This window comes from Micromonospora globosa (assembly GCF_000717585.1).
GTDB lineage: Bacteria > Actinomycetota > Actinomycetes > Mycobacteriales > Micromonosporaceae > Micromonospora > Micromonospora aurantiaca.
In genome coordinates this window covers 38,182-55,281 of record NZ_JNZR01000039.1, presented here as the reverse complement: position 1 = coordinate 55,281, position 17,100 = coordinate 38,182, and the positions used below count along the sequence as shown (strand labels likewise).

At 73.2% G+C, this 17,100-nt stretch carries 19 protein-coding genes; 3 read left to right on the top strand and 16 right to left on the bottom strand.

The features are described from left to right. Positions 1 to 216 precede the first annotated feature (216 nt). Positions 217 to 513 carry a hypothetical protein gene (locus tag IF06_RS0128340; RefSeq protein WP_030274653.1) on the bottom strand — a complete coding sequence of 99 codons (297 nt, stop codon included), beginning with the start codon at positions 511 to 513 and terminating at the stop codon, positions 217 to 219. Between the two features lie 365 nt (positions 514 to 878). On the opposite strand from IF06_RS0128340, the gene gndA reads away from it, so the two are divergent. Next, positions 879 to 2,321 carry an NADP-dependent phosphogluconate dehydrogenase gene (gndA, locus tag IF06_RS0128335; RefSeq protein WP_030274650.1) on the top strand — a complete coding sequence of 481 codons (1,443 nt, stop codon included), beginning with the start codon at positions 879 to 881 and terminating at the stop codon, positions 2,319 to 2,321. Between the two features lie 27 nt (positions 2,322 to 2,348). Here the strand turns inward: gndA and IF06_RS0128330 are convergent, their stop codons facing one another. From IF06_RS0128330 to recO, 4 genes are all read right to left on the bottom strand, one after another. Further along, positions 2,349 to 2,573, bottom strand: a complete 225-nt coding sequence (locus IF06_RS0128330; protein WP_013287959.1) for a hypothetical protein — start codon at positions 2,571 to 2,573, stop codon at positions 2,349 to 2,351. A 121-nt stretch (positions 2,574 to 2,694) separates the two neighbouring features. Then, a complete protein-coding gene (locus tag IF06_RS0128325; protein ID WP_013287960.1) occupies positions 2,695 to 2,880 on the bottom strand; it encodes a hypothetical protein in 186 nt (61 codons plus the stop codon). A 68-nt stretch (positions 2,881 to 2,948) separates the two neighbouring features. Then, on the bottom strand, positions 2,949 to 3,725 hold the full coding sequence (locus tag IF06_RS0128320; RefSeq protein ID WP_030274649.1) for an isoprenyl transferase: 777 nt from the start codon (positions 3,723 to 3,725) through the stop codon (positions 2,949 to 2,951). Positions 3,726 to 3,757: 32 nt separating this feature from the next. Then, the gene (recO, locus tag IF06_RS0128315) at positions 3,758 to 4,630 is read right to left on the bottom strand and encodes a DNA repair protein RecO (RefSeq protein ID WP_030274647.1); all 873 of its coding nucleotides are present in this window, start codon (positions 4,628 to 4,630) and stop codon (positions 3,758 to 3,760) included. Positions 4,631 to 4,807: 177 nt separating this feature from the next. On the opposite strand from recO, the gene IF06_RS0128310 reads away from it, so the two are divergent. After that, positions 4,808 to 5,566: a DUF4097 family beta strand repeat-containing protein gene (locus IF06_RS0128310; RefSeq protein ID WP_232236785.1), complete on the top strand. Its 759-nt coding sequence runs from the start codon at positions 4,808 to 4,810 to the stop codon at positions 5,564 to 5,566. Positions 5,567 to 5,631: 65 nt separating this feature from the next. Here the strand turns inward: IF06_RS0128310 and IF06_RS0128305 are convergent, their stop codons facing one another. The 8 genes from IF06_RS0128305 to IF06_RS0128270 all read right to left on the bottom strand — a co-directional run bounded on the left by IF06_RS0128305 (position 5,632) and on the right by IF06_RS0128270 (position 13,039). Further along, entirely contained in the window at positions 5,632 to 6,807 is a 1,176-nt protein-coding gene (locus IF06_RS0128305) for an acyltransferase family protein (protein ID WP_013287964.1), read from the bottom strand. A 151-nt stretch (positions 6,808 to 6,958) separates the two neighbouring features. After that, positions 6,959 to 7,855 carry a GTPase Era gene (gene era / locus IF06_RS0128300; protein WP_013287965.1) on the bottom strand — a complete coding sequence of 299 codons (897 nt, stop codon included), beginning with the start codon at positions 7,853 to 7,855 and terminating at the stop codon, positions 6,959 to 6,961. Beyond that, a complete protein-coding gene (locus IF06_RS0128295) occupies positions 7,852 to 8,238 on the bottom strand; it encodes a hypothetical protein (protein WP_013287966.1) in 387 nt (128 codons plus the stop codon). The genes era and IF06_RS0128295 overlap by 4 nt, the downstream gene beginning before the upstream one ends. Next, positions 8,231 to 9,640, bottom strand: coding sequence for a hemolysin family protein (locus IF06_RS0128290; RefSeq protein ID WP_174361814.1), 1,410 nt, complete (start codon positions 9,638 to 9,640; stop codon positions 8,231 to 8,233). The genes IF06_RS0128295 and IF06_RS0128290 overlap by 8 nt, the downstream gene beginning before the upstream one ends. Then, positions 9,616 to 10,089 carry an rRNA maturation RNase YbeY gene (gene ybeY / locus IF06_RS0128285; protein WP_013287968.1) on the bottom strand — a complete coding sequence of 158 codons (474 nt, stop codon included), beginning with the start codon at positions 10,087 to 10,089 and terminating at the stop codon, positions 9,616 to 9,618. The genes IF06_RS0128290 and ybeY overlap by 25 nt, the downstream gene beginning before the upstream one ends. Before the next feature lie 39 nt (positions 10,090 to 10,128). Continuing rightward, positions 10,129 to 11,187, bottom strand: coding sequence for a PhoH family protein (locus IF06_RS0128280; protein WP_030274645.1), 1,059 nt, complete (start codon positions 11,185 to 11,187; stop codon positions 10,129 to 10,131). Between the two features lie 134 nt (positions 11,188 to 11,321). Next, positions 11,322 to 12,698, bottom strand: coding sequence for a serine hydrolase domain-containing protein (locus IF06_RS0128275; RefSeq protein ID WP_013287970.1), 1,377 nt, complete (start codon positions 12,696 to 12,698; stop codon positions 11,322 to 11,324). Then, positions 12,695 to 13,039, bottom strand: coding sequence for a histidine triad nucleotide-binding protein (locus IF06_RS0128270; protein WP_013475524.1), 345 nt, complete (start codon positions 13,037 to 13,039; stop codon positions 12,695 to 12,697). The genes IF06_RS0128275 and IF06_RS0128270 overlap by 4 nt, the downstream gene beginning before the upstream one ends. A gap of 93 nt (positions 13,040 to 13,132) precedes the next feature. Between IF06_RS0128270 and IF06_RS0128265 the strand changes: the two genes are divergently transcribed. After that, a complete protein-coding gene (locus IF06_RS0128265) occupies positions 13,133 to 13,894 on the top strand; it encodes an SDR family NAD(P)-dependent oxidoreductase (protein ID WP_030274643.1) in 762 nt (253 codons plus the stop codon). A gap of 121 nt (positions 13,895 to 14,015) precedes the next feature. On the opposite strand, the gene IF06_RS0128260 is transcribed toward IF06_RS0128265, so the two are convergent. From IF06_RS0128260 to hrcA, 3 genes are all read right to left on the bottom strand, one after another. Then, on the bottom strand, positions 14,016 to 14,750 hold the full coding sequence (locus IF06_RS0128260) for a 16S rRNA (uracil(1498)-N(3))-methyltransferase (protein ID WP_013287973.1): 735 nt from the start codon (positions 14,748 to 14,750) through the stop codon (positions 14,016 to 14,018). Position 14,751: 1 nt separating this feature from the next. After that, complete coding sequence (dnaJ, locus tag IF06_RS0128255) at positions 14,752 to 15,897, bottom strand: molecular chaperone DnaJ (RefSeq protein WP_030274641.1); 1,146 nt, start codon at positions 15,895 to 15,897, stop codon at positions 14,752 to 14,754. A gap of 73 nt (positions 15,898 to 15,970) precedes the next feature. After that, positions 15,971 to 16,993, bottom strand: a complete 1,023-nt coding sequence (gene hrcA, locus IF06_RS0128250) for a heat-inducible transcriptional repressor HrcA (RefSeq protein WP_013287975.1) — start codon at positions 16,991 to 16,993, stop codon at positions 15,971 to 15,973. Positions 16,994 to 17,100 lie beyond the last annotated feature (107 nt).

Sequence of the window (17,100 nt, the reverse complement as noted above, 5' to 3'; positions counted from 1 at the left end):
CGTCCCCGCCACCCTCGCCCTGTTGATCATGAAGTTGACGGCACCGGTTGCCCGTTTTGTCGCCGCCAACTTCATGATCGACAGGGCTGGAGTGGATCTTGGTATGGGATGGCCCTTCTAGGGGCCGGAATCGTCCAAGATCTCCGGGGGGACGCCCGGGCAGGCCCCCGATGAGGGGCCTGCCCGGTGAGCGGCTGACCGGGAAAGGGCTGTCGGTCAGCTGCGGCGGAAGGCGTAGAACCGGGTCTGGCCGGCGCGCTGACTACGCCCGGTGTTCCGGGCCTGCCGCCCTGCCGGTGGGCCGGACCGGGGCGGCGTCGCGGATGCGCCCGGCAGGACCGGGGTCTCCAGGGACTCCGAGGGCGGCACCGAGTCCGGGGACACGGCGGACGCCACCGGCTCCGTGGGGAGCACCACCGCGGGTGGCGTCAGCGTGAGCGCGTCGAGCTTCGGCGGGGTCACCTGCGGCGACGACTGCTTGCGGGACTTCTTCGGATTGCGCTTCGCGGGCATTCGCGGGCCTCCTGTCGTGCGGGCGCGCCGACCGGGACGCGCCGAGCGGGGGCTCCGGTGCGTTCCGATCACGACAGACACCGCGACCGACGGTGGCGGGAAGGAATGCGGACGCCCGGAGCAGGACGGGTCCACGGCACTGGCGGCGGTGGACCGGGCTCGGAGGTGGGGCGTCACTTACGCATGCGGCAACGCTATCCCGCCGCCCGGAAACCCGCACCCGATTTACCGGGAGAGAACGCGAACGCGCCCGCGCGAGACGCACGGCCACCCGGCGATCACGCCCTGTCGACGTCCCCGCCCGCTCCCCCGGCGACCGCGATACGGTCGCAGAACGGCAGCACGAACGAGAGGTGGCGGTACGCATGGCAGAGCAGGCGACGGCGCAGATCGGGGTCACCGGTCTGGCGGTGATGGGCCGCAACCTGGCCCGGAACCTGGCCCGCAACGGCTTCGCCGTGGCGGTGCACAACCGGTCGCCGGAACGTACCCGGAGCCTGGTCGCCGAGCACGGCGACGAGGGCACGTTCGTGCCGTCGGAGTCGCTCGCGGACTTCGTCGGCTCGCTGGAGCGGCCCCGCGCGGTGATCGTGATGGTGAAGGCCGGCGCGCCCACCGACGCGGTGATCGACGAACTGGTCCCGCTGCTGGAGGAGGGCGACATCGTCGTCGACTGCGGCAACGCGCACTTCGCCGACACCCGCCGCCGGGAGGAGGCGCTGCGCGCGCACGGGCTGCACTTCGTCGGCACCGGAGTGTCCGGCGGCGAGGAGGGCGCGCTGCTCGGTCCGAGCATCATGCCCGGCGGGTCGGCCGAGTCGTACCGCAAGCTCGGGCCGATCTTCGAGAAGATCGCCGCGCAGGTGGACGGTGAGCCCTGCTGCCGGCACATCGGGCCGGACGGCGCGGGCCACTTCGTGAAGATGGTCCACAACGGCATCGAGTACGCCGACATGCAGCTCATCGCCGAGGCGTACGACCTGTTGCGGGCCGGTCTGTCGGCGAGCCCGGCGGAGATCGCGGAGATCTTCCGGGAGTGGAACGGCGGCGAGCTGGGGTCGTTCCTCATCGAGATCACCGCCGACGTGCTCGGCCACACCGACGCGGCCACCGGCCAGGCGTTCGTGGACATCGTGCTCGACCAGGCCGAGCAGAAGGGCACCGGCCGCTGGACCGTGCAGAGCGCGCTCGACCTCGGCATCCCGATCACCGGCATCGCCGAGGCCACATTCGCGCGGTCGCTGTCCGGCCACGCCGACCAGCGCGAGGCAGCCCGCCGGGTGTTCGCCGACGCGGGTGAGAAGTGGCAGGTGGACGACCGGGACGCGTTCGTCGAGGACGTGCGCCGCGCACTGCTCGCCAGCAAGATCGTCGCGTACGCGCAGGGGTTCGACCACATCCGGGCCGGCAGCCGGGAGTACGACTGGGACATCGACCTGGGCGGTACGGCCACCATCTGGCGGGGCGGCTGCATCATCCGGGCCGGTTTCCTGGACCGGATCCGGGAGGCGTACGACGCGGAGCCGGACCTGTCGACGCTGCTCGTCGCGCCGTGGTTCGCCGAGCGGGTCAGCGACGGCGTACCGGCCTGGCGACGGGTGGTGGCCGACGCGGCCCGGGCGGGCGTGCCGGCCCCGGCCTTCGGGTCGTCGCTGGCCTACTTCGACGCGCTGCGGGCGCAGCGGCTGCCGGCCGCGCTGATCCAGGGCCTGCGGGACGACTTCGGCGCGCACACCTACCACCGGGTGGACCGGGACGGTTCGTTCCACACCCTCTGGGCGGGCGACCGCTCCGAAGTGGAGGCGTGAGCCGCGCAGACAGCCCCGCCGGACGGTTCACCAGGCCCGCTGACCGTCCGGGTCGGGCGCCCAGCCGGCGGCCGGCTCACCCGACGCCAGTTCGCCGATCTCACCGGAGCGGACCGCCGGGGTGTGCCCGAGGTCCGCGCACCACCGCTGGGCGACGTCGGCGCACAGTGCGGCCACCGCGTCCCGGCGGGCCGGCTCCACCAGGTCGGCGGCGGCCAGGGCAGCAGTCATCTCGTACCGGAGATCGCGCATCCTCCACCCCCGTGGCGGGCGCGCACCCGGCGGCGCGCCCTGCGCCGATCGTAGAGCGGAACGCCCCGCGCCCGGCGGGAAAGCCGGATGCGGGGCGTCACGGTCGGGCCGGACGTCGCGGTCAGAAGAACCGGCGACGCCTGGCCTTCTGCGGCCGGATCAGGTCGGCGCCCTTGGTCAGCAGACGGCTCACCCCGGACGGGCCACGACGGGCCTCCAGGGTGTGGCTGAGCCGGCGCGCGCCGGCCGCCGCCAGCGGCACGGCGACCGCCATGACCGCCCACTGCGCGATCCGCTTCTGAATCATGTGGTTCACCTCCGCGTTTGCTGTCTGGAGGTATCGGTACCCAGCGCGGCCCGTCGGTAAGCGTGACCTCAGGCGCCCGGGGCGACCGGGTTGGGCAGGGCGCCGCCGAAGCGGCGGTCGCGCTGGGCGTACAGCTCGCAGGCGTACCAGAGGTGGCGGCGGTCGAAGTCGGGCCAGAGCGTGTCCAGGTAGACCAGCTCGGCGTACGCGGTCTGCCAGAGCAGGAAGTTGGAGATGCGCTGCTCGCCGGAGGGGCGCAGGAACAGGTCGACCTCGGGCACCTCGGGGTGGTAGAGGTAGCGCGCCACCGTCTTCTCGTTCACCTTGGCCGGGTCGAGCCGGCCGGCCGCGACGTCGCGGGCGATCCCGGCGGCGGCGTCGGCGATCTCCGCCTGGCCGCCGTAGTTGACGCAGAACTGCAGCGTCAGCGTCGAGTTGCCGCGCGACATCTCCTCGGCGGTCTGCAACTCGGAGATGACGCTCTTCCACAGCCGGCCGGCACGGCCCGACCAGACCACCCGGACGCCCAGGTCGACGAGCTGGTCGCGGCGGCGGCGGATGACGTCCCTGTTGAAGCCCATCAGGAAGCGGACCTCGTCCGGCGAGCGCCGCCAGTTCTCGGTGGAGAACGCGTACGCCGACAGGTAGGGGATCCCCATCTCGATCGCGCCCTCGACGGCGTCGAACAGGCTGTGCTCGCCCTGCTCGTGCCCCTTGGTGCGGGGCAGCCCACGCTCCTTGGCCCAGCGGCCGTTGCCGTCCATCACGATGGCGACGTGCCGGGGCACCGCGGCGGGCGGCAGCGCCGGCGGACGGGCGCCGGAGGGGTGCGGGGTCGGCGGCACCGGCTCGCGGCGGGTCGCCCTCGTCGATCGGATCACTCGGTCATCTCCCTGTTCACTCCGGCGACGGGCCCGGCGCCGGAGCGCGGCGGGACCACATCCGGCCCCGCGCCGCCGGGCGACGGGACCGCGCCGGCCGCCGGGGCACCCCGGTCGACCAGCGGCAGCGAGCGTAGCGCGCGCTCCAGATGCCACTGGAGGTGCGCCGCGACCAGTCCGCTGCACTCCCGGCGTACGCCGGTCTCTGCGGCGTCGGCGTACCCCCAGTCGCCGGAGGTCAGCGCGGACATCAGCTCCAGCGTGGCGGGCGCGGGGTGGGCGGCGCCGGGGGGCCGGCAGTCCGGGCAGACGGCGCCGCCGGCCGGTACGGAGAACGCGCGGTGCCGGCCCGGCTCGCCGCACACCGCACAGGCGACGAGCGCCGGCGCCCAGCCGGCGAACGCCATGCCGCGCAGCAGGTACGCGTCGAGCACGAGCGTGGTGGCGTGTTCGCCCCGGGCCAGCGACTTCATCGCGCCGAGGGTGAGCTGGAACAGCCGCAGCGACGGCTCGCGTTCGACCGGGGTGAGTCGCTCGGCGGTCTCGGCGATCGCACTGGCCGCTGTGTAGCGGGGGTAGTCGCCGAGGAACCGCTTGCCGTACAGCTCGATCGCCTCGACCTGGCTGACGGTGTGCAGCGAGCTGCCCTGGTTGCCCTTGGGATCACCGGCGAGCTGGAGGTCGACGTGCCCGAACGGCTCCAGCCGCGCGCCGAACCGGCTCGTGGTGCGCCGCACGCCCCGGGCGACCGCGCGCAGCCGCCCGTGCCGGCGGGTGAACAGCGTGATGATGCGGTCGGACTCGCCCAGCTTCTGCACACGCAGCACCACCGCGTCGTCGCGGTAGAGCTGTCGGCGGTACCCGGCCATCAGGCCATTCTCCCTCCGGGTGCGATCTCAGGGTCGGCTCGGGGTGGACGGTCGGGCGATCCCCGATGTGCCGGGCGTCGGGCCGGACCTAGTGTGCTGGCCATGGCTTCGCTCCACACCGCTCCCCGGCTACGCAGCGCTTTCCGGCTACGTGGCGCTTTCCGGCTACGTGGCGTGGTGGCCGCTACCGCGGCCAGCGCCCTCATCGTCCTCGCCGGGTGTGACACCCTCTCGTTCCGCCGCCTCGACTTCGACCAGACGGAGCGGACGAAGATCACGAAGATCACCGTGGACGACGACGGCGCCGGCGACGTCGTGGTCCGGGCGAACGGCCCCGCCGACCAGGTACGCATCAAGCGCGTGGTCCGCTACCAGGGCGACGAGCCGACCAGCCGGTACGAGATCAAGGGAGACGAACTCGTCCTGCCCACCGACTGCGGGCACCGGTGCAGCATCTCCTGGGAGGTGACCGCGCCGCCCGGCGTGGTGGTGCACGGCGGCACCGGCTCGGGCAACGTCGACCTCAGCGACGTCGGCGCGGTGGAGTTCACGCTCAGCTCCGGCGACCTGACCATCAGGGGCGCCACCGGCGAGGTCCGCGCCTCCACCACGTCGGGCAACATCCGGGTCGTCGAGGCGGCCGGCCCGGTGCGGCTGCGTGCCCGCTCCGGTGACATCGAGGCCCGCCGGCTCGCCTCCGCGATCGACGCCGAGACCACGTCCGGCAACATCGTCGTCGAGCTGGACCAGCCGGCACCGGCCCGGGTGCACGCCACGAGCGGAGACGTGGACCTGGCCGTGCCGGCGGGCCGCTACCGGGTGCGCGCCACCGCGACGTCCGGCGACACCGACGTGCGCGTCACCGACGACCCGACAGCGTCGGTGCAGCTCGAAGCGTCCGCCACCAGCGGCAACGTCACGGTCAGCACCCGCTGAGCGGACGGCGCACCTGGGCGGGCCGCGCCCGGTGGCCGCTCAGTCGGGCCGCGCCCGGTGGCCGCTCAGTCGCCGCCGGGCGTGTCCCGCCGGGCCGCCCGGACGCCGTCGCCCCGGCCGGGGTCCTCGGCCGGGCGGCGCGGCGCCGGCACCCGCGCCCCGACGCTCACCAGCGCGTCCTCCGCCCCGGCGGGGGCCGGGCTGGCCGGGGCGGCCGCCGCCCGGTCGGCCACGGTCCGCCGCGGCTTGCCGGGGACCAGTTCGGGGGTACGCCGGGCTGCGACGTCCTCGACCCAGCCGACCAGAAGCGTCACCACGCCGACGAGCGCGAAGACCAGCCCCACCCGCAGCCACAGGCCCACCGGGTCGCGCGGCGACCAGCCGACCAGGCCGACGAGCGGGGTGAGGAGCACCACGAACGGCATGTGCCAGAGGTAGATCGTCAGCGCACGCCGGTTCACCACCGTCACCGCCCGGCCGAGCGCCGGCACGCGGTCGACCCAGGTCACCCCGGCCGGGGCCCGGCCGATCGCCACCAGGATGAACGCGGCCGACCAGAGCGCGTTGCCCAGCGGGATGTCGTTGATGTCGAATCCGCGCGGGCCCGGATGGGTGACGATCCAGGCCAGCCCGGCGGCGCCGACCACGGCGGCCACCGGCAGCAGCACCCGGTTGCGCATCCGGCGCAGCAGCCCGTCGTGGTGGGCGAAGCCGAGCAGCCAGGCGCCGAAGTAGAGGCCGAACTCGCGCAGCACCGTCGGCGGGTTCGCCAGGACGCCGATCTCGATCGCGACCAGCAGCAGGTACGGGGCGGCGAGCGTGGGCAGCGGCGCCCGGCGGAACAGCCAGAGCACGAACGGCGAGGCGAGCACGAACCACAGGTAGTCCCGCAGGTACCAGATGGGGCTGAGCGCCAGCCCACCCCAGTAGTTGGCCGGCGGGTCGCTGATCGGGAAGAGCCAGAGCAGCACCTTCGGGCTGAACGTCAGCCCGGTGAGCAGCATGGCCGGCACGAAGACCGCGGCCACCACCCACAGCGACGGCAGGAGGCGGCGCAGCCGGCGCCCGACCGCGCGTACCCCGCTGCGGTCGAGTGACGCCGCCATCAGCGACCCGGCCAGGGCGAACATCACCGACATCGCCGGAAACACCAGCGTGAGCGTGGCGTAGCCGGTGACGTGGTAGGTGACGACTCGCAGGATGGCCAGGAAGCGGAGCAGGTCCAGATAGCGGTTTCGCATCAGCTCACGGCGGGGTCCGGGGGCAGAGACAATGGTCCCTACCCTGCTCCGGGACGCTGTGAAACAGCCAAGAACACCTATGGAAAGTGAGATGTCCCATAGGTCTGGCTGATCCTGATCACCGACCCCCGGGGCCCGCCCCGGCCGCCTGTCAGAAGCCCAGCTTGCGCAACTGCTTCGGGTCGCGCTGCCAGTCCTTCGCCACGCGTACGTGCAGGTCGAGGTAGACCCGGGTGCCGAGCAGCTCCTCGATCTGCCGCCGGGCGGTGGTGCCCACGTGCTTGAGGCGGCTGCCCCGGTGGCCGATGACGATGGCCTTCTGGCTCGAACGCTCCACGTACACGTCGGCGTAGATCTTGGTGAGGTTGCCCTCCGGGATCATCTCCTCGACCACCACGGCGATGGAGTGCGGCAGCTCGTCGCGTACGCCCTCCAGCGCCGCCTCGCGGACCAGCTCCGCCACGAGCACCTGCTCCGGGTCGTCGGTGAGCATGTCGTCCGGGTAGAGCTGCGGCGAGGGCGGCAGGTAGCCGGTCATCACGTCGACGAGCGTGTCGACCTGGTGGCCGGAGACCGCGCTGACCGGCACCACGTCGGCGAACTCGCCCAGCTCGCTCACCGCGAGCAACTGCTCGGCCAGCCGCTTCTTGTCGACCAGGTCGGTCTTGGTGACCACCGCCAGCACTGTTGCCTTGAGGCTGGCCAGCTCGCCGGTGATGAAGCGGTCGCCCCGGCCGACCGGCTCGTTCGCCGGTACGCACAGGCCGATCACGTCGACCTCGCTCCAGGTCTCCCGGACCAGGTCGTTGAGGCGCTCGCCGAGCAGCGTGCGGGGCCGGTGCAGACCCGGGGTGTCGACGAGCACGAGCTGCGAGTCCGGCCGGTGCAGCACCGCCCGGATGATGTGCCGGGTGGTCTGCGGCTTGTTCGAGGTGATCGCGATCTTGGTGCCGACGATCGCGTTGGTGAGCGTCGACTTGCCGGCGTTCGGCCGCCCGACGAAACAGGCGAAACCGGCCCGGTAGGGGCGCGCCTCGGGCGTGGTCACTCGACCACCGTGCCGAGGACGGTGCCGTCCGGCGCGGCCACGTGGACCGGCGCGTCGGCGGAGAGGTCACGCACCGCGGCGTGCCCGGCCCCGTCCAGCGTCGACGCCTCGGTCACCACCACAGCGGCCTCCAGCCGGCTCGCGCCCGCCGCCACCGCCGAGGCGACAGCGAGCTGGAGCGCGGTCAGGGTCAGCGACGGCAGCGCCACGCTCGCCGCCGCGTACGTCCGGCCGTCCTGGTCGCGGACCGCGGCGCCCTCCACGGCCGCCACCCGGCTCCGCGCCCCCCGGGCCAGGACGACCAGCTTGGCGTCCTCGGCGCTCAGCTCGGCCGGGTCGGCGGGGGTGGGCATGGCGGCCGGTACGGCGGGTGACTCAGGCATCGGCGGGTTGCCTCTCCTCGGAACGGTTGTTGTCGCCACGGGAATCGGGCGGATCGCTTCGGTTGGTGCCCTCCGGCGCGTCACCCCGGTCGACCCGGCTCACCAGAACCGTGTCTATCCGGTTGCGCCGGCCGGTCGTGCCCTCGGCCACCAGCCGCAGGCCGGCCACCTCGGCCTCGGCGCCCGGGATGGGCACCCGGCCGAGCGCCTGGGCGAGCAGGCCACCGACCGTCTCCACCTCGTCGGTGGGCAGCTCGGTGTCGAACAGCTCGCCCAGATTCTCCACCGGCAGCCGCGCGGTCACCCGCACGGCCCCGTCCGGCAGGTGCTCGACCGGCGGGCGCTCGACATCGTACTCGTCGGTGATCTCCCCGACGATCTCCTCCAGGATGTCCTCGATGGTGACCAGCCCGCCGGTGCCGCCGTACTCGTCGACCACGATGACCAGGTGGTTGCGGGCCGCCTGCATCTCGGAGAGCAGGTCGTCCACCGGCTTGGACTCCGGCACGAACGTGGCCGGGCGCATCAGCTCGGCCACCGGCATCTGCCGGGCGGCCTGGTCGCCCTGCACCCGCCGGATCAGGTCCTTGAGGTAGAGCACACCGAGCACGTCGTCGACGTTCTCGCCGATCACCGGGATGCGGGAGAACCCGGAGCGCAGGAACAACGCCAGCGCCTGCGCGAGCGTCTTGCGTTCCTCGATCCACACCATCTCGGTACGCGGAACCATCACCTCGCGGGCGATGGTGTCGCCGAGCGCGAAGACCGAGTGGATCATCTGACGCTCGCCGTGCTCCACCACGCCGCGCTGCTCGGCCAGGTCGACCAGCTCCCGCAGCTCCACCTGGGTCGCGAACGGCCCCTCACGGAAGCCCTTGCCGGGGGTGACCGCGTTGCCGATCAGGATCAGCAGCGAGGCCAGCGGGTTGAGCGCGCGGCCCAGCCAGCGCACCAGCGGCGCGACCGCGCGGCCGACCGCGTACGCGTGCTGGCGGCCGATCGTCCGGGGGCCGACACCGACCACGACGAAGCTCACCACTGTCATCGCGCCGGCGGTCACCAGCGCCGCCCGCCAGCCCGCGCCGAACGTGTCGACAGCCACCAGCGCGACGAGCGTGGTGGCGGTCAGCTCGGCCAGCAGACGCAGCAGGAGCAGCAGGTTCAGATGGCGGACCACGTCACCGGCGACCGCCTGGAGAGCACGCCCGCCGCGGGCACCGTCCCGGGTCAGCTCCGCGGCACGGGCCGGCGAGACCGCTGCGAGCGCCGCCTCGGTCATCGCGATCAGGCCGGCGAGCACCACCAGCCCGGCGGCGAAGACCAGGAGTTGAAGATCAGGCAGACCGGCGGGGGTGCGGACCGCCGCCAAGGTGTCCATCACCGCGACCGGGTCGACCGCCAGCTGGCCAGCAGCCGGGCCTGGAGACCGAACATCTCCCGCTCCTCCTCGGGCTCGGCGTGGTCGTAGCCCAGCAGGTGCAGCACGCCGTGCACGGTAAGCAGGTGCAGCTCGTCGGCGGCCGAGTGCCCGGCCACGGCGGCCTGCTTGGCCGCCACCTCCGGGCAGAGCACGATATCGCCGAGCAGGGCGGGCTCGCCGCCGGCCGGGTTGCTCTCCCCCGGGCCGTGGTCGACGCTGCCCTCGTCCATGGGGAAGGCGAGCACGTCGGTCGGGCCGTCGCCACCCATCCAGCGGTGGTTCAGCTCCGACATGTATTCGATGTCGACGAGCAGCACGGACAGCTCGGCGAGGGGGTTGACCCCCATCTCGTCGAGGGCGTGCCGCGCGACGGCGAGCACGGCGTCGGTGTCGACGTCGACACCCGACTCGTTGGCGATCTCGATGGACAACTGTCTTCCTCTGATGATGTGACGGCTTCCGCCGGTGGGTCAGCGGCGCCGGCCGGCCCGGCCGCCCTGGGCGGTCCGCCCCGGTACGGCGTGCACGCTCTGCGCCTGCTGGGTCTCCCGCTCGGCGTCCCAGCGGGCGTACGCGTCGACGATGTCGCCCACCAGCTTGTGACGCACCACGTCGGAGCTGGAGAGCTGGGCGAAGTGCACGTCCTCGACGTTGTTCAGGATCTCCCGGACCACCCGCAGGCCGCTGGTCGTCCCGCCGGGAAGGTCCACCTGGGTGACGTCACCGGTGACGACGATCTTGGAGCCGAAGCCGAGCCGGGTGAGGAACATCTTCATCTGCTCGGGCGTGGTGTTCTGCGCCTCGTCCAGGATGATGAACGCGTCGTTAAGGGTGCGGCCCCTCATGTATGCCAGCGGCGCCACCTCGATCGTGCCGGCGGCCATCAGCTTCGGGATGGTCTCCGGGTCGAGCATGTCGTGCAGCGCGTCGTAGAGCGGGCGCAGGTAGGGGTCGATCTTCTCGTTCAGGGTGCCGGGCAGGAAGCCCAGCCGCTCCCCCGCCTCGACCGCCGGCCGGGTCAGGATGATCCGGTTGACCTGCTTGGCCTGGAGCGCCTGCACGGCCTTCGCCATGGCCAGGTACGTCTTGCCGGTACCCGCCGGGCCGATGCCGAAGACGATGGTGTGGGCGTCGATCGCGTCGACGTACTTCTTCTGCCCCAGCGTCTTGGGACGGATGGTGCGGCCGCGCCGGGAGAGGATGTTGAGTGTCAGGACCTCGGCGGGCCGCTCGGCGCCGCCCTGTTCGAGCATGCCGACGGTACGCCGTACCGCGTCTGTGGTCAGGGTCTCGCCTTTCTCGATCAGTTCGAGCAGCTCACTGAAGAGACGCTCGGCGAGGGCGTTGTCGGCGGGGGCGCCGGTGATGGTGATCTCGTTGCCGCGGACGTGGACGTCACTGTCGATCGAGCGCTCGACGAGCCGCAGGATCTCGTCGCCCGCGCCGAGCAGGTTCACCATGATCTTCTGGTCGGGGACCGTGATCCTGGTCTGCACACGCGGCGTGCCGGGAGGTGGGGTGCCGGTCATAGGTCGGGCCGTCGGGCCCTGCGCCACCTGCTCTCCGCTTCTCGGGCGCCGGGCCCTGCCGGCGCGGCGTTCGGTTACCTCCATCGTATCGGGTCGGCACCGTACGCACCGCGCCCATTTCCGGTGGCCGGCGGTCAGTCGCCGGCGCGGAAGTCGTACCCGTCGAAGGTCTCCTGGGTGCGGGTGAAACGGTAGGTCGCCCAGTGCATCCGGACCACCACGCCCCGTTCGTCGCGGGTCAGCCGCAGCAGCTCCCCCACCTCGCGGCCGGAGACCGTGCGGAACACGTCCGGCCGGTCCGGCAGCGGCGCGAACACCGCCGGCGGCTTCCCGGCCGGATCGTCCGCGCCACGCGCCCGCAGCGTCCCGTCGTGCCAGGAGAAGACGTACTCGAAGCCTTCGCCCCACCAGCGGCCCGGCACGCCACGCAGGTGGTCGGGCGCGGGCGGGCCGGGACGCCACGGCTCGATCTCCGCCGGGTCGTGCTCGGCGGCGGCGGCGAGCAGCCGGTGTGACAGGTCGAACACCTCCACGCCGGTGCCGGACGAGCCGAGCACCGCGACGCCCATCGCCCCGGCGGTGCCCTGCCCGCCGCGCCGCCCGTAGACAGCGGCGAGGAATCCGGGCATCGCGCCGTCGTGACCCACGTGGATCACCCGGTCCGCCTGCGGGACCAGGATCAGCCCCAGCCCGAAGCCGGCCGACCAGACCGACTCGTCGGTGGGCGTGAGCGGCCAGCGCATCTCCTCGACAGTCGTCGCGGCGAGCACCGCGCCGTCCGGGTCCACCGCCGCCGGGTCGGCCAGGAACGCGGCCCAGCGGGCCATGTCCGTCGCGGTGCTCCAGAGCTGCGCGGCGGGGGCCACCGCGCCGAAGTCGGCGGGTGGTTCCGGGTGGGCCTCGTCGGAGTACGCGTCGACCAGGAACCCGGTCGCGGCACGCTCGGTCGGGTACGGGCCGGTGGCGGTCAGCCCGAGCGGGGTGAGCACCCGGTCGGCCAGCACCTCGGCCCAGGTGCCGCCGCGCAGCCGGGCGACCGCCTCGCCGAGCAGCGCCAGGCCGAGGTTGGAGTAGTGGAAGCGGCGGCCGGTGGGCAGCACCCGCTCGACCCGGGCCAGGTCGGCCAGCAGCTCGTCGACGGCCGGGGCGCGCAGGCTGTCCCACACGTCGCCGTGCGGCTCGCGTTGCAGGCCGGCGGTGTGCGACAGCAGCCGGCGTACTGTCGCGTCGCCGTGCGCGGGCAGGTCCAGGTGCCGCCCGATCGGGTCGTCCAGGTCGAGCAGGCCCTCGTCGCGGCACTGCATGACGAGCACCGCGGTGAAGGTCTTGGTGACCGAGCCGATCCGGAACACCGTCTCCGGCCCCAGCGGGGTGTCGTTGCCGGTGTCGCCAACGGCGCAGGTCCATAGCGGCCGGTCGGCCCGGTGCAGGGCGGCCGACACCGCCGGGATCCGCCCGGTGGCCTGCGCCTGGCGCACCATCCGGCCGAGCCGGTCGGAGACGTCGGTCATCGGCAGAGCATCGGGCCGAGCGGCGCGCCGCCGAGCAGGTGGGCGTGCACGTGGAAGACCTCCTGGCCGCCGTACGGGCCGGTGTTGAACATCAGCCGGAACCCGTCCACGGTCAGGCCCTCCTCCTCGGCGACCACGGCGGCGGTCTGGAGCACCTCGCCGGCCAGCTCGGGCGCACCCTGGGCCAGCGTGGCCACGTCCGCGTAGTGCTCCTTGGGGATCACCAGCACGTGGGTGGGCGCCTTCGGGTCGATGTCCCGGAAGGCCAGGGTGGTGGCGGTCTCGCGGACGATGGTGGCCGGAATCTCCCCGGCGACGATCCGGCAGAAGAGGCAGTCCATCGCAGCAGTGTAAGGAGGGGCCCCTGCTTAACGCCTCCGGTATGGGAAGGGGCCCTTTTTAACAGTCTGGCCCGGTGCGGCAGGATGGCCGCCATGTCGGGACGGGCGGTGCTGGTGACGGGGGCCTCGCGGGGCATCGGGCGGGCGGTGGCGCGGGCGTTCGCCGCAGGTGGAGACCGGGTGGCGATCCACCACCGGGACTCGGCCGAGCTGGCCGAGCGGCTGCGCGCCGAGTTGCCGGGTGACGGGCACGTTGTGGTCCGCGCCGACCTGGCCGACGCCGACGCGGTACGGACCATGGTGGACGAGGCGGCCCAGCGGCTCGGCGGCCTCGACGTACTCGTGAACAACGCCGGGGTGTTCGGGCCGGCCGATCCCCCGCACCCGGTCTTCGAGAGCAGCTACGAGCAGTGGCGGGCGCGCTGGCGGGAGGTGCTCGACACCAACCTCGTCGGCGCCGCGAACGCCGCCTGGTGCGCCGCGCAGCACATGCGCGAACGCGGGGGCCGGATCGTGAACGTCTCGTCCCGGGGCGCGTTCCGGGGCGAGCCGGCCAACCCGGCGTACGGGGCCAGCAAGGCCGGGATGAACGCGATGGCCCAGTCGCTGGCGGTGGCCCTGGCGCCGTACGGCATCGGGGTGGCCTGTGTGGCGCCCGGCTTCGTCGAGACCGACATGACGAACGAGCACCTGAAGAGCGAGCGGGGCGAGGCGGTACGCGCCCAGTCCCCGTTCCACCGGGTGGCCCGGCCGGAGGAGGTCGCGGCGGCGGTGCACTGGCTGGCGAGCCCCGAGGCCGAGTGGGCCGCAGGCACCATCATCGACCTGAACGGCGCCTCCTACCTCCGCTCCTGACCCCCACGCCCTCCGCGATCTTGCAGTTTCGGCCCCGACAAAGCGTCGCAAAAGGGGCGCGACACGGGCCGAAACTGCAAGATCAACGCGGAAGGGGGGCGCGGAAGGGGCGCGGCGCGGGTTACCAGTGGGTCAGGCGGGTGGCCAGGACCGTCAGGGCTGCCACGCCAGCCGTGGACGTGCGCAGGACCGACGGGCCCAGGCGGACCGTACGGGCGCCCGCGTCGGCGAACGCGGCCAGCTCGTGGTCGGCGATGCCGCCCTCCGGGCCCACCACCAGCACGATCTCGCCGGTGGCCGGCAGGTCGACTGTGGTCAGCCGGTCGTGGGCACCCTCGTGCAGCACGAACGCGCCGGCCGCACCGGCGATCCGGCGGGCCACCGAGGCGGTGGACTCGTCGGGCGCGCCGGCCACCACCGGCAGCCACGGGCGGCGGGCCTGCTTGGCCGCCTCCCGGGCGGTCGCGACCCACTTCTGCCGGGCCCGTCCGCCCCGGTCGCCGCGCCACTGCGCCACCGAGCGGGACGCCGCCCACGGCACGATCTCGTCCACGCCGACCTCGGTCATCGCCTGCACGGCGAGTTCACCCCGGTCGCCCTTGGCGATGCCCTGCACCACGACGAGCCGGGGTACCGGCGCGTCCGCGTACCCCCGGCTGGTGACCCGCAGGTCGAGCGTGCCGCGGCCGACGGCGGTGACCACCGCGGCGGCGGTGCCGCCCCGGCCGTCGGCGAGCACCAGTTCCTCGCCGGCGCGCAGCCGCTGCACGGTGGCCGCGTGGTGGCCCTCCGGGCCGTCCAGCGTCAGCGTGTCACCGGTGGGCAGCGCCTCGACCAGGAACAGCGGGGCGGACACCTCAGGCGTGCCCGTTGAAGGCGTCGCGCATCCGGGAGAAGAAGCCGCCCTGCTTGGTCAGCTCGGCGACCTCCTCGCCGCGGGTCTTGGCGAAGTCGCGCAGCATCCGCTCCTGGTCGGCGTCGAGCTTGGTCGGGGTACGCACGTCCAGGTGCACGTAGAGGTCGCCCCGGCCGGTGCCGCGCAGGTGCGGTACGCCCCGGGCGCGCAGCCGCATCGTGCTTCCGGGCTGGGTGCCGGGCTTGACGTCGACCGTCTCCTCGCTGTCCAGCGTCTTGATGGTCAGCCGGGTGCCCAGCGCGGCCGCGGTCATCGGCACGGTGACCCGGCAGTGCAGGTCGTCGCCCTTGCGGGAGTAGACGTCGTGCGGCCGCTCGTGGATCTCGACGTAGAGGTCACCGGCGGTGCCGCCACCCGGGCCGACCTCACCCTGCTGGGCCAGGCGGATCCGCATGCCGTCCTCGACCCCGGCCGGGATCTTCACCGTGAGCGAGCGGCGGGTGCGCACCCGGCCGTCGCCGGCGCAGGTCGGGCAGGGGTGCGGGATGGTGGTGCCGTAGCCCTGGCAGACGGTGCACGGCCGGGCGGAGACCACCTGGCCGAGGAAGGTCCGCTGCACCGACTGCACCTCGCCCCGGCCGCCGCACGCCTCGCACGTGGCCAGGTGGGTGCCGGCGGCGGTGCCGGCCCCGGAGCAGGTGGTGCAGAGCACGGCGGTGTCGACGGTGATCGGCGCCTCGACGCCGAACGCGGTCTCGTTGAGGTCCAGCTCCAGGCGCAGGATCGCGTCCGCACCGGGGCGGGTGCGCGGACGCGGCCCCCGGCTGCCGCCCGCGGCGCCGCCGAAGAACGCGTCCATGATGTCCTGGAAGCCGACGAACGGACCGGCGCCGCCCGGGCCGCCGGGACCGCCCATGCCGCCGCCGCCCGGGGCGAGCGGGTCGCCACCCAGGTCGACGATCTGCCGCTTCCGGTCGTCCGAGAGGACCTCGTACGCGGCGTTGATGTCCTTGAACTTCTCCTGGGCCTCCGGGTCCGGATTGACGTCCGGGTGGAACTGCCGCGCCAGCTTGCGGTAGGCGCGCTTGATCTCGTCGTCGGAGGCGTCCCGGCTCACGCCGAGAATGCCGTAGTAGTCCCTGGCCACTGCGTTAGGTGTCCTCATGTTCGTCTCGCGTCGCTCCGGTCGTCGGCCGGAACCGGCCGTCGGCCCTGACTGGTCAGTTCTGGGCCAGCAGTTCGCCCACGTAGCGTGCCACGGCCCTCACCATGGCGATATTGCCGGGGTAGTCCATCCGGGTCGGCCCGAGCACGCCGAGTCCACCGACGATCGTGCTGCCCGGTCCGTAGCCGGTGCTGACCACCGAGGCGGCCCGCAGGTTGTCGAATTCGTTCTCGTCGCCGATGAGCACCCGGGTGGTGCTCGGCTCCGTCTCGCCGATCAGCTTGAGCAGCACGACCTCTTCTTCGAGCGCTTCCAGGATGGGCCGCAGCGAGCCCTGGAAGTCGAGCAGGCCGCCCCGGGTGAGGTTGGCCTGTCCGGCCAGCGCGAGGCGCTCCTCGTGCCGTTCCACGAGCGTCTCCAGCAGCACGGTGGAGAGCGTGGTCATGGCCGGGCGCAGATGCGGCGCGGACTCCTCGACGAGCGCCTGCACCAGCGGCGGCGTCTCGGCGAGCTGGCTGCCGACGAGTTTCTCGTTCACCAGCCGGCGCAGGTCGGTCACGTCGTCGGCGGGCACCGGGGCGGGCAGCTCGACCAGCCGCTGCTCGACCCGGCCGGTGTCGGCGATCATGACGACCATGAGCCGGGTGGTGGAGATCGGCACCAGCTCCAGGTGGCGCACCTTGGAGCGGGCCAGGCTCGGGTACTGCACCACTGCCACCTGCCGGGTGAGCTGGGCGAGCAGCCGGACCGTGCGGTGCACCACGTCGTCCAGGTCGACGGCGCCGACCAGGAAGCGCTCGATCGCCCGGCGCTCGGCCGGGCTGAGCGGCTTGACCCGGGACAGCCGGTCGACGAAGAGGCGGTAGCCGCGGTCGGTGGGCACCCGACCGGCACTGGTGTGCGGCTGCCGGATGTAGCCCTCCTCCTCCAGCACCGCCATGTCGTTGCGCACGGTGGCCGGCGAGACGCCGAGCTGGTGCCGCTCGACCAGGGCCTTGCTGCCGACCGGTTCCTGCGTGGCGACGTAGTCCTCGACGATCGCGCGCAGCACGGCGAGTTTGCGGTCGTCGAGACCCATTCCCCACCTCCTGACGCACCTCGGCCGGGCCGGCACGCGGCATCCGCCGGGCGGCTGGCACTCGACTGTAGCGAGTGCCAGTCTACGTCGGCACCCCCGCCGGCGCG

Excerpts from the sequence above, each read along its gene's own strand:
- IF06_RS0128340 (WP_030274653.1), bottom strand. The coding sequence starts at position 513 with ATGCCCGCGAAGCGCAATCCGAAGAAGTCCCGCAAGCAGTCGTCGCCG.
- gndA (WP_030274650.1), top strand. The coding sequence starts at position 879 with ATGGCAGAGCAGGCGACGGCGCAGATCGGGGTCACCGGTCTGGCGGTG.
- IF06_RS0128330 (WP_013287959.1), bottom strand. The coding sequence starts at position 2,573 with ATGCGCGATCTCCGGTACGAGATGACTGCTGCCCTGGCCGCCGCCGAC.
- IF06_RS0128325 (WP_013287960.1), bottom strand. The coding sequence starts at position 2,880 with ATGATTCAGAAGCGGATCGCGCAGTGGGCGGTCATGGCGGTCGCCGTG.
- recO (WP_030274647.1), bottom strand. The coding sequence starts at position 4,630 with ATGGCCGGGTACCGCCGACAGCTCTACCGCGACGACGCGGTGGTGCTG.
- IF06_RS0128305 (WP_013287964.1), bottom strand. The coding sequence starts at position 6,807 with ATGCGAAACCGCTATCTGGACCTGCTCCGCTTCCTGGCCATCCTGCGA.
- IF06_RS0128295 (WP_013287966.1), bottom strand. The coding sequence starts at position 8,238 with ATGCCTGAGTCACCCGCCGTACCGGCCGCCATGCCCACCCCCGCCGAC.
- IF06_RS0128280 (WP_030274645.1), bottom strand. The coding sequence starts at position 11,187 with ATGACCGGCACCCCACCTCCCGGCACGCCGCGTGTGCAGACCAGGATC.
- IF06_RS0128275 (WP_013287970.1), bottom strand. The coding sequence starts at position 12,698 with ATGACCGACGTCTCCGACCGGCTCGGCCGGATGGTGCGCCAGGCGCAG.
- IF06_RS0128270 (WP_013475524.1), bottom strand. The coding sequence starts at position 13,039 with ATGGACTGCCTCTTCTGCCGGATCGTCGCCGGGGAGATTCCGGCCACC.
- IF06_RS0128265 (WP_030274643.1), top strand. The coding sequence starts at position 13,133 with ATGTCGGGACGGGCGGTGCTGGTGACGGGGGCCTCGCGGGGCATCGGG.
- hrcA (WP_013287975.1), bottom strand. The coding sequence starts at position 16,993 with ATGGGTCTCGACGACCGCAAACTCGCCGTGCTGCGCGCGATCGTCGAG.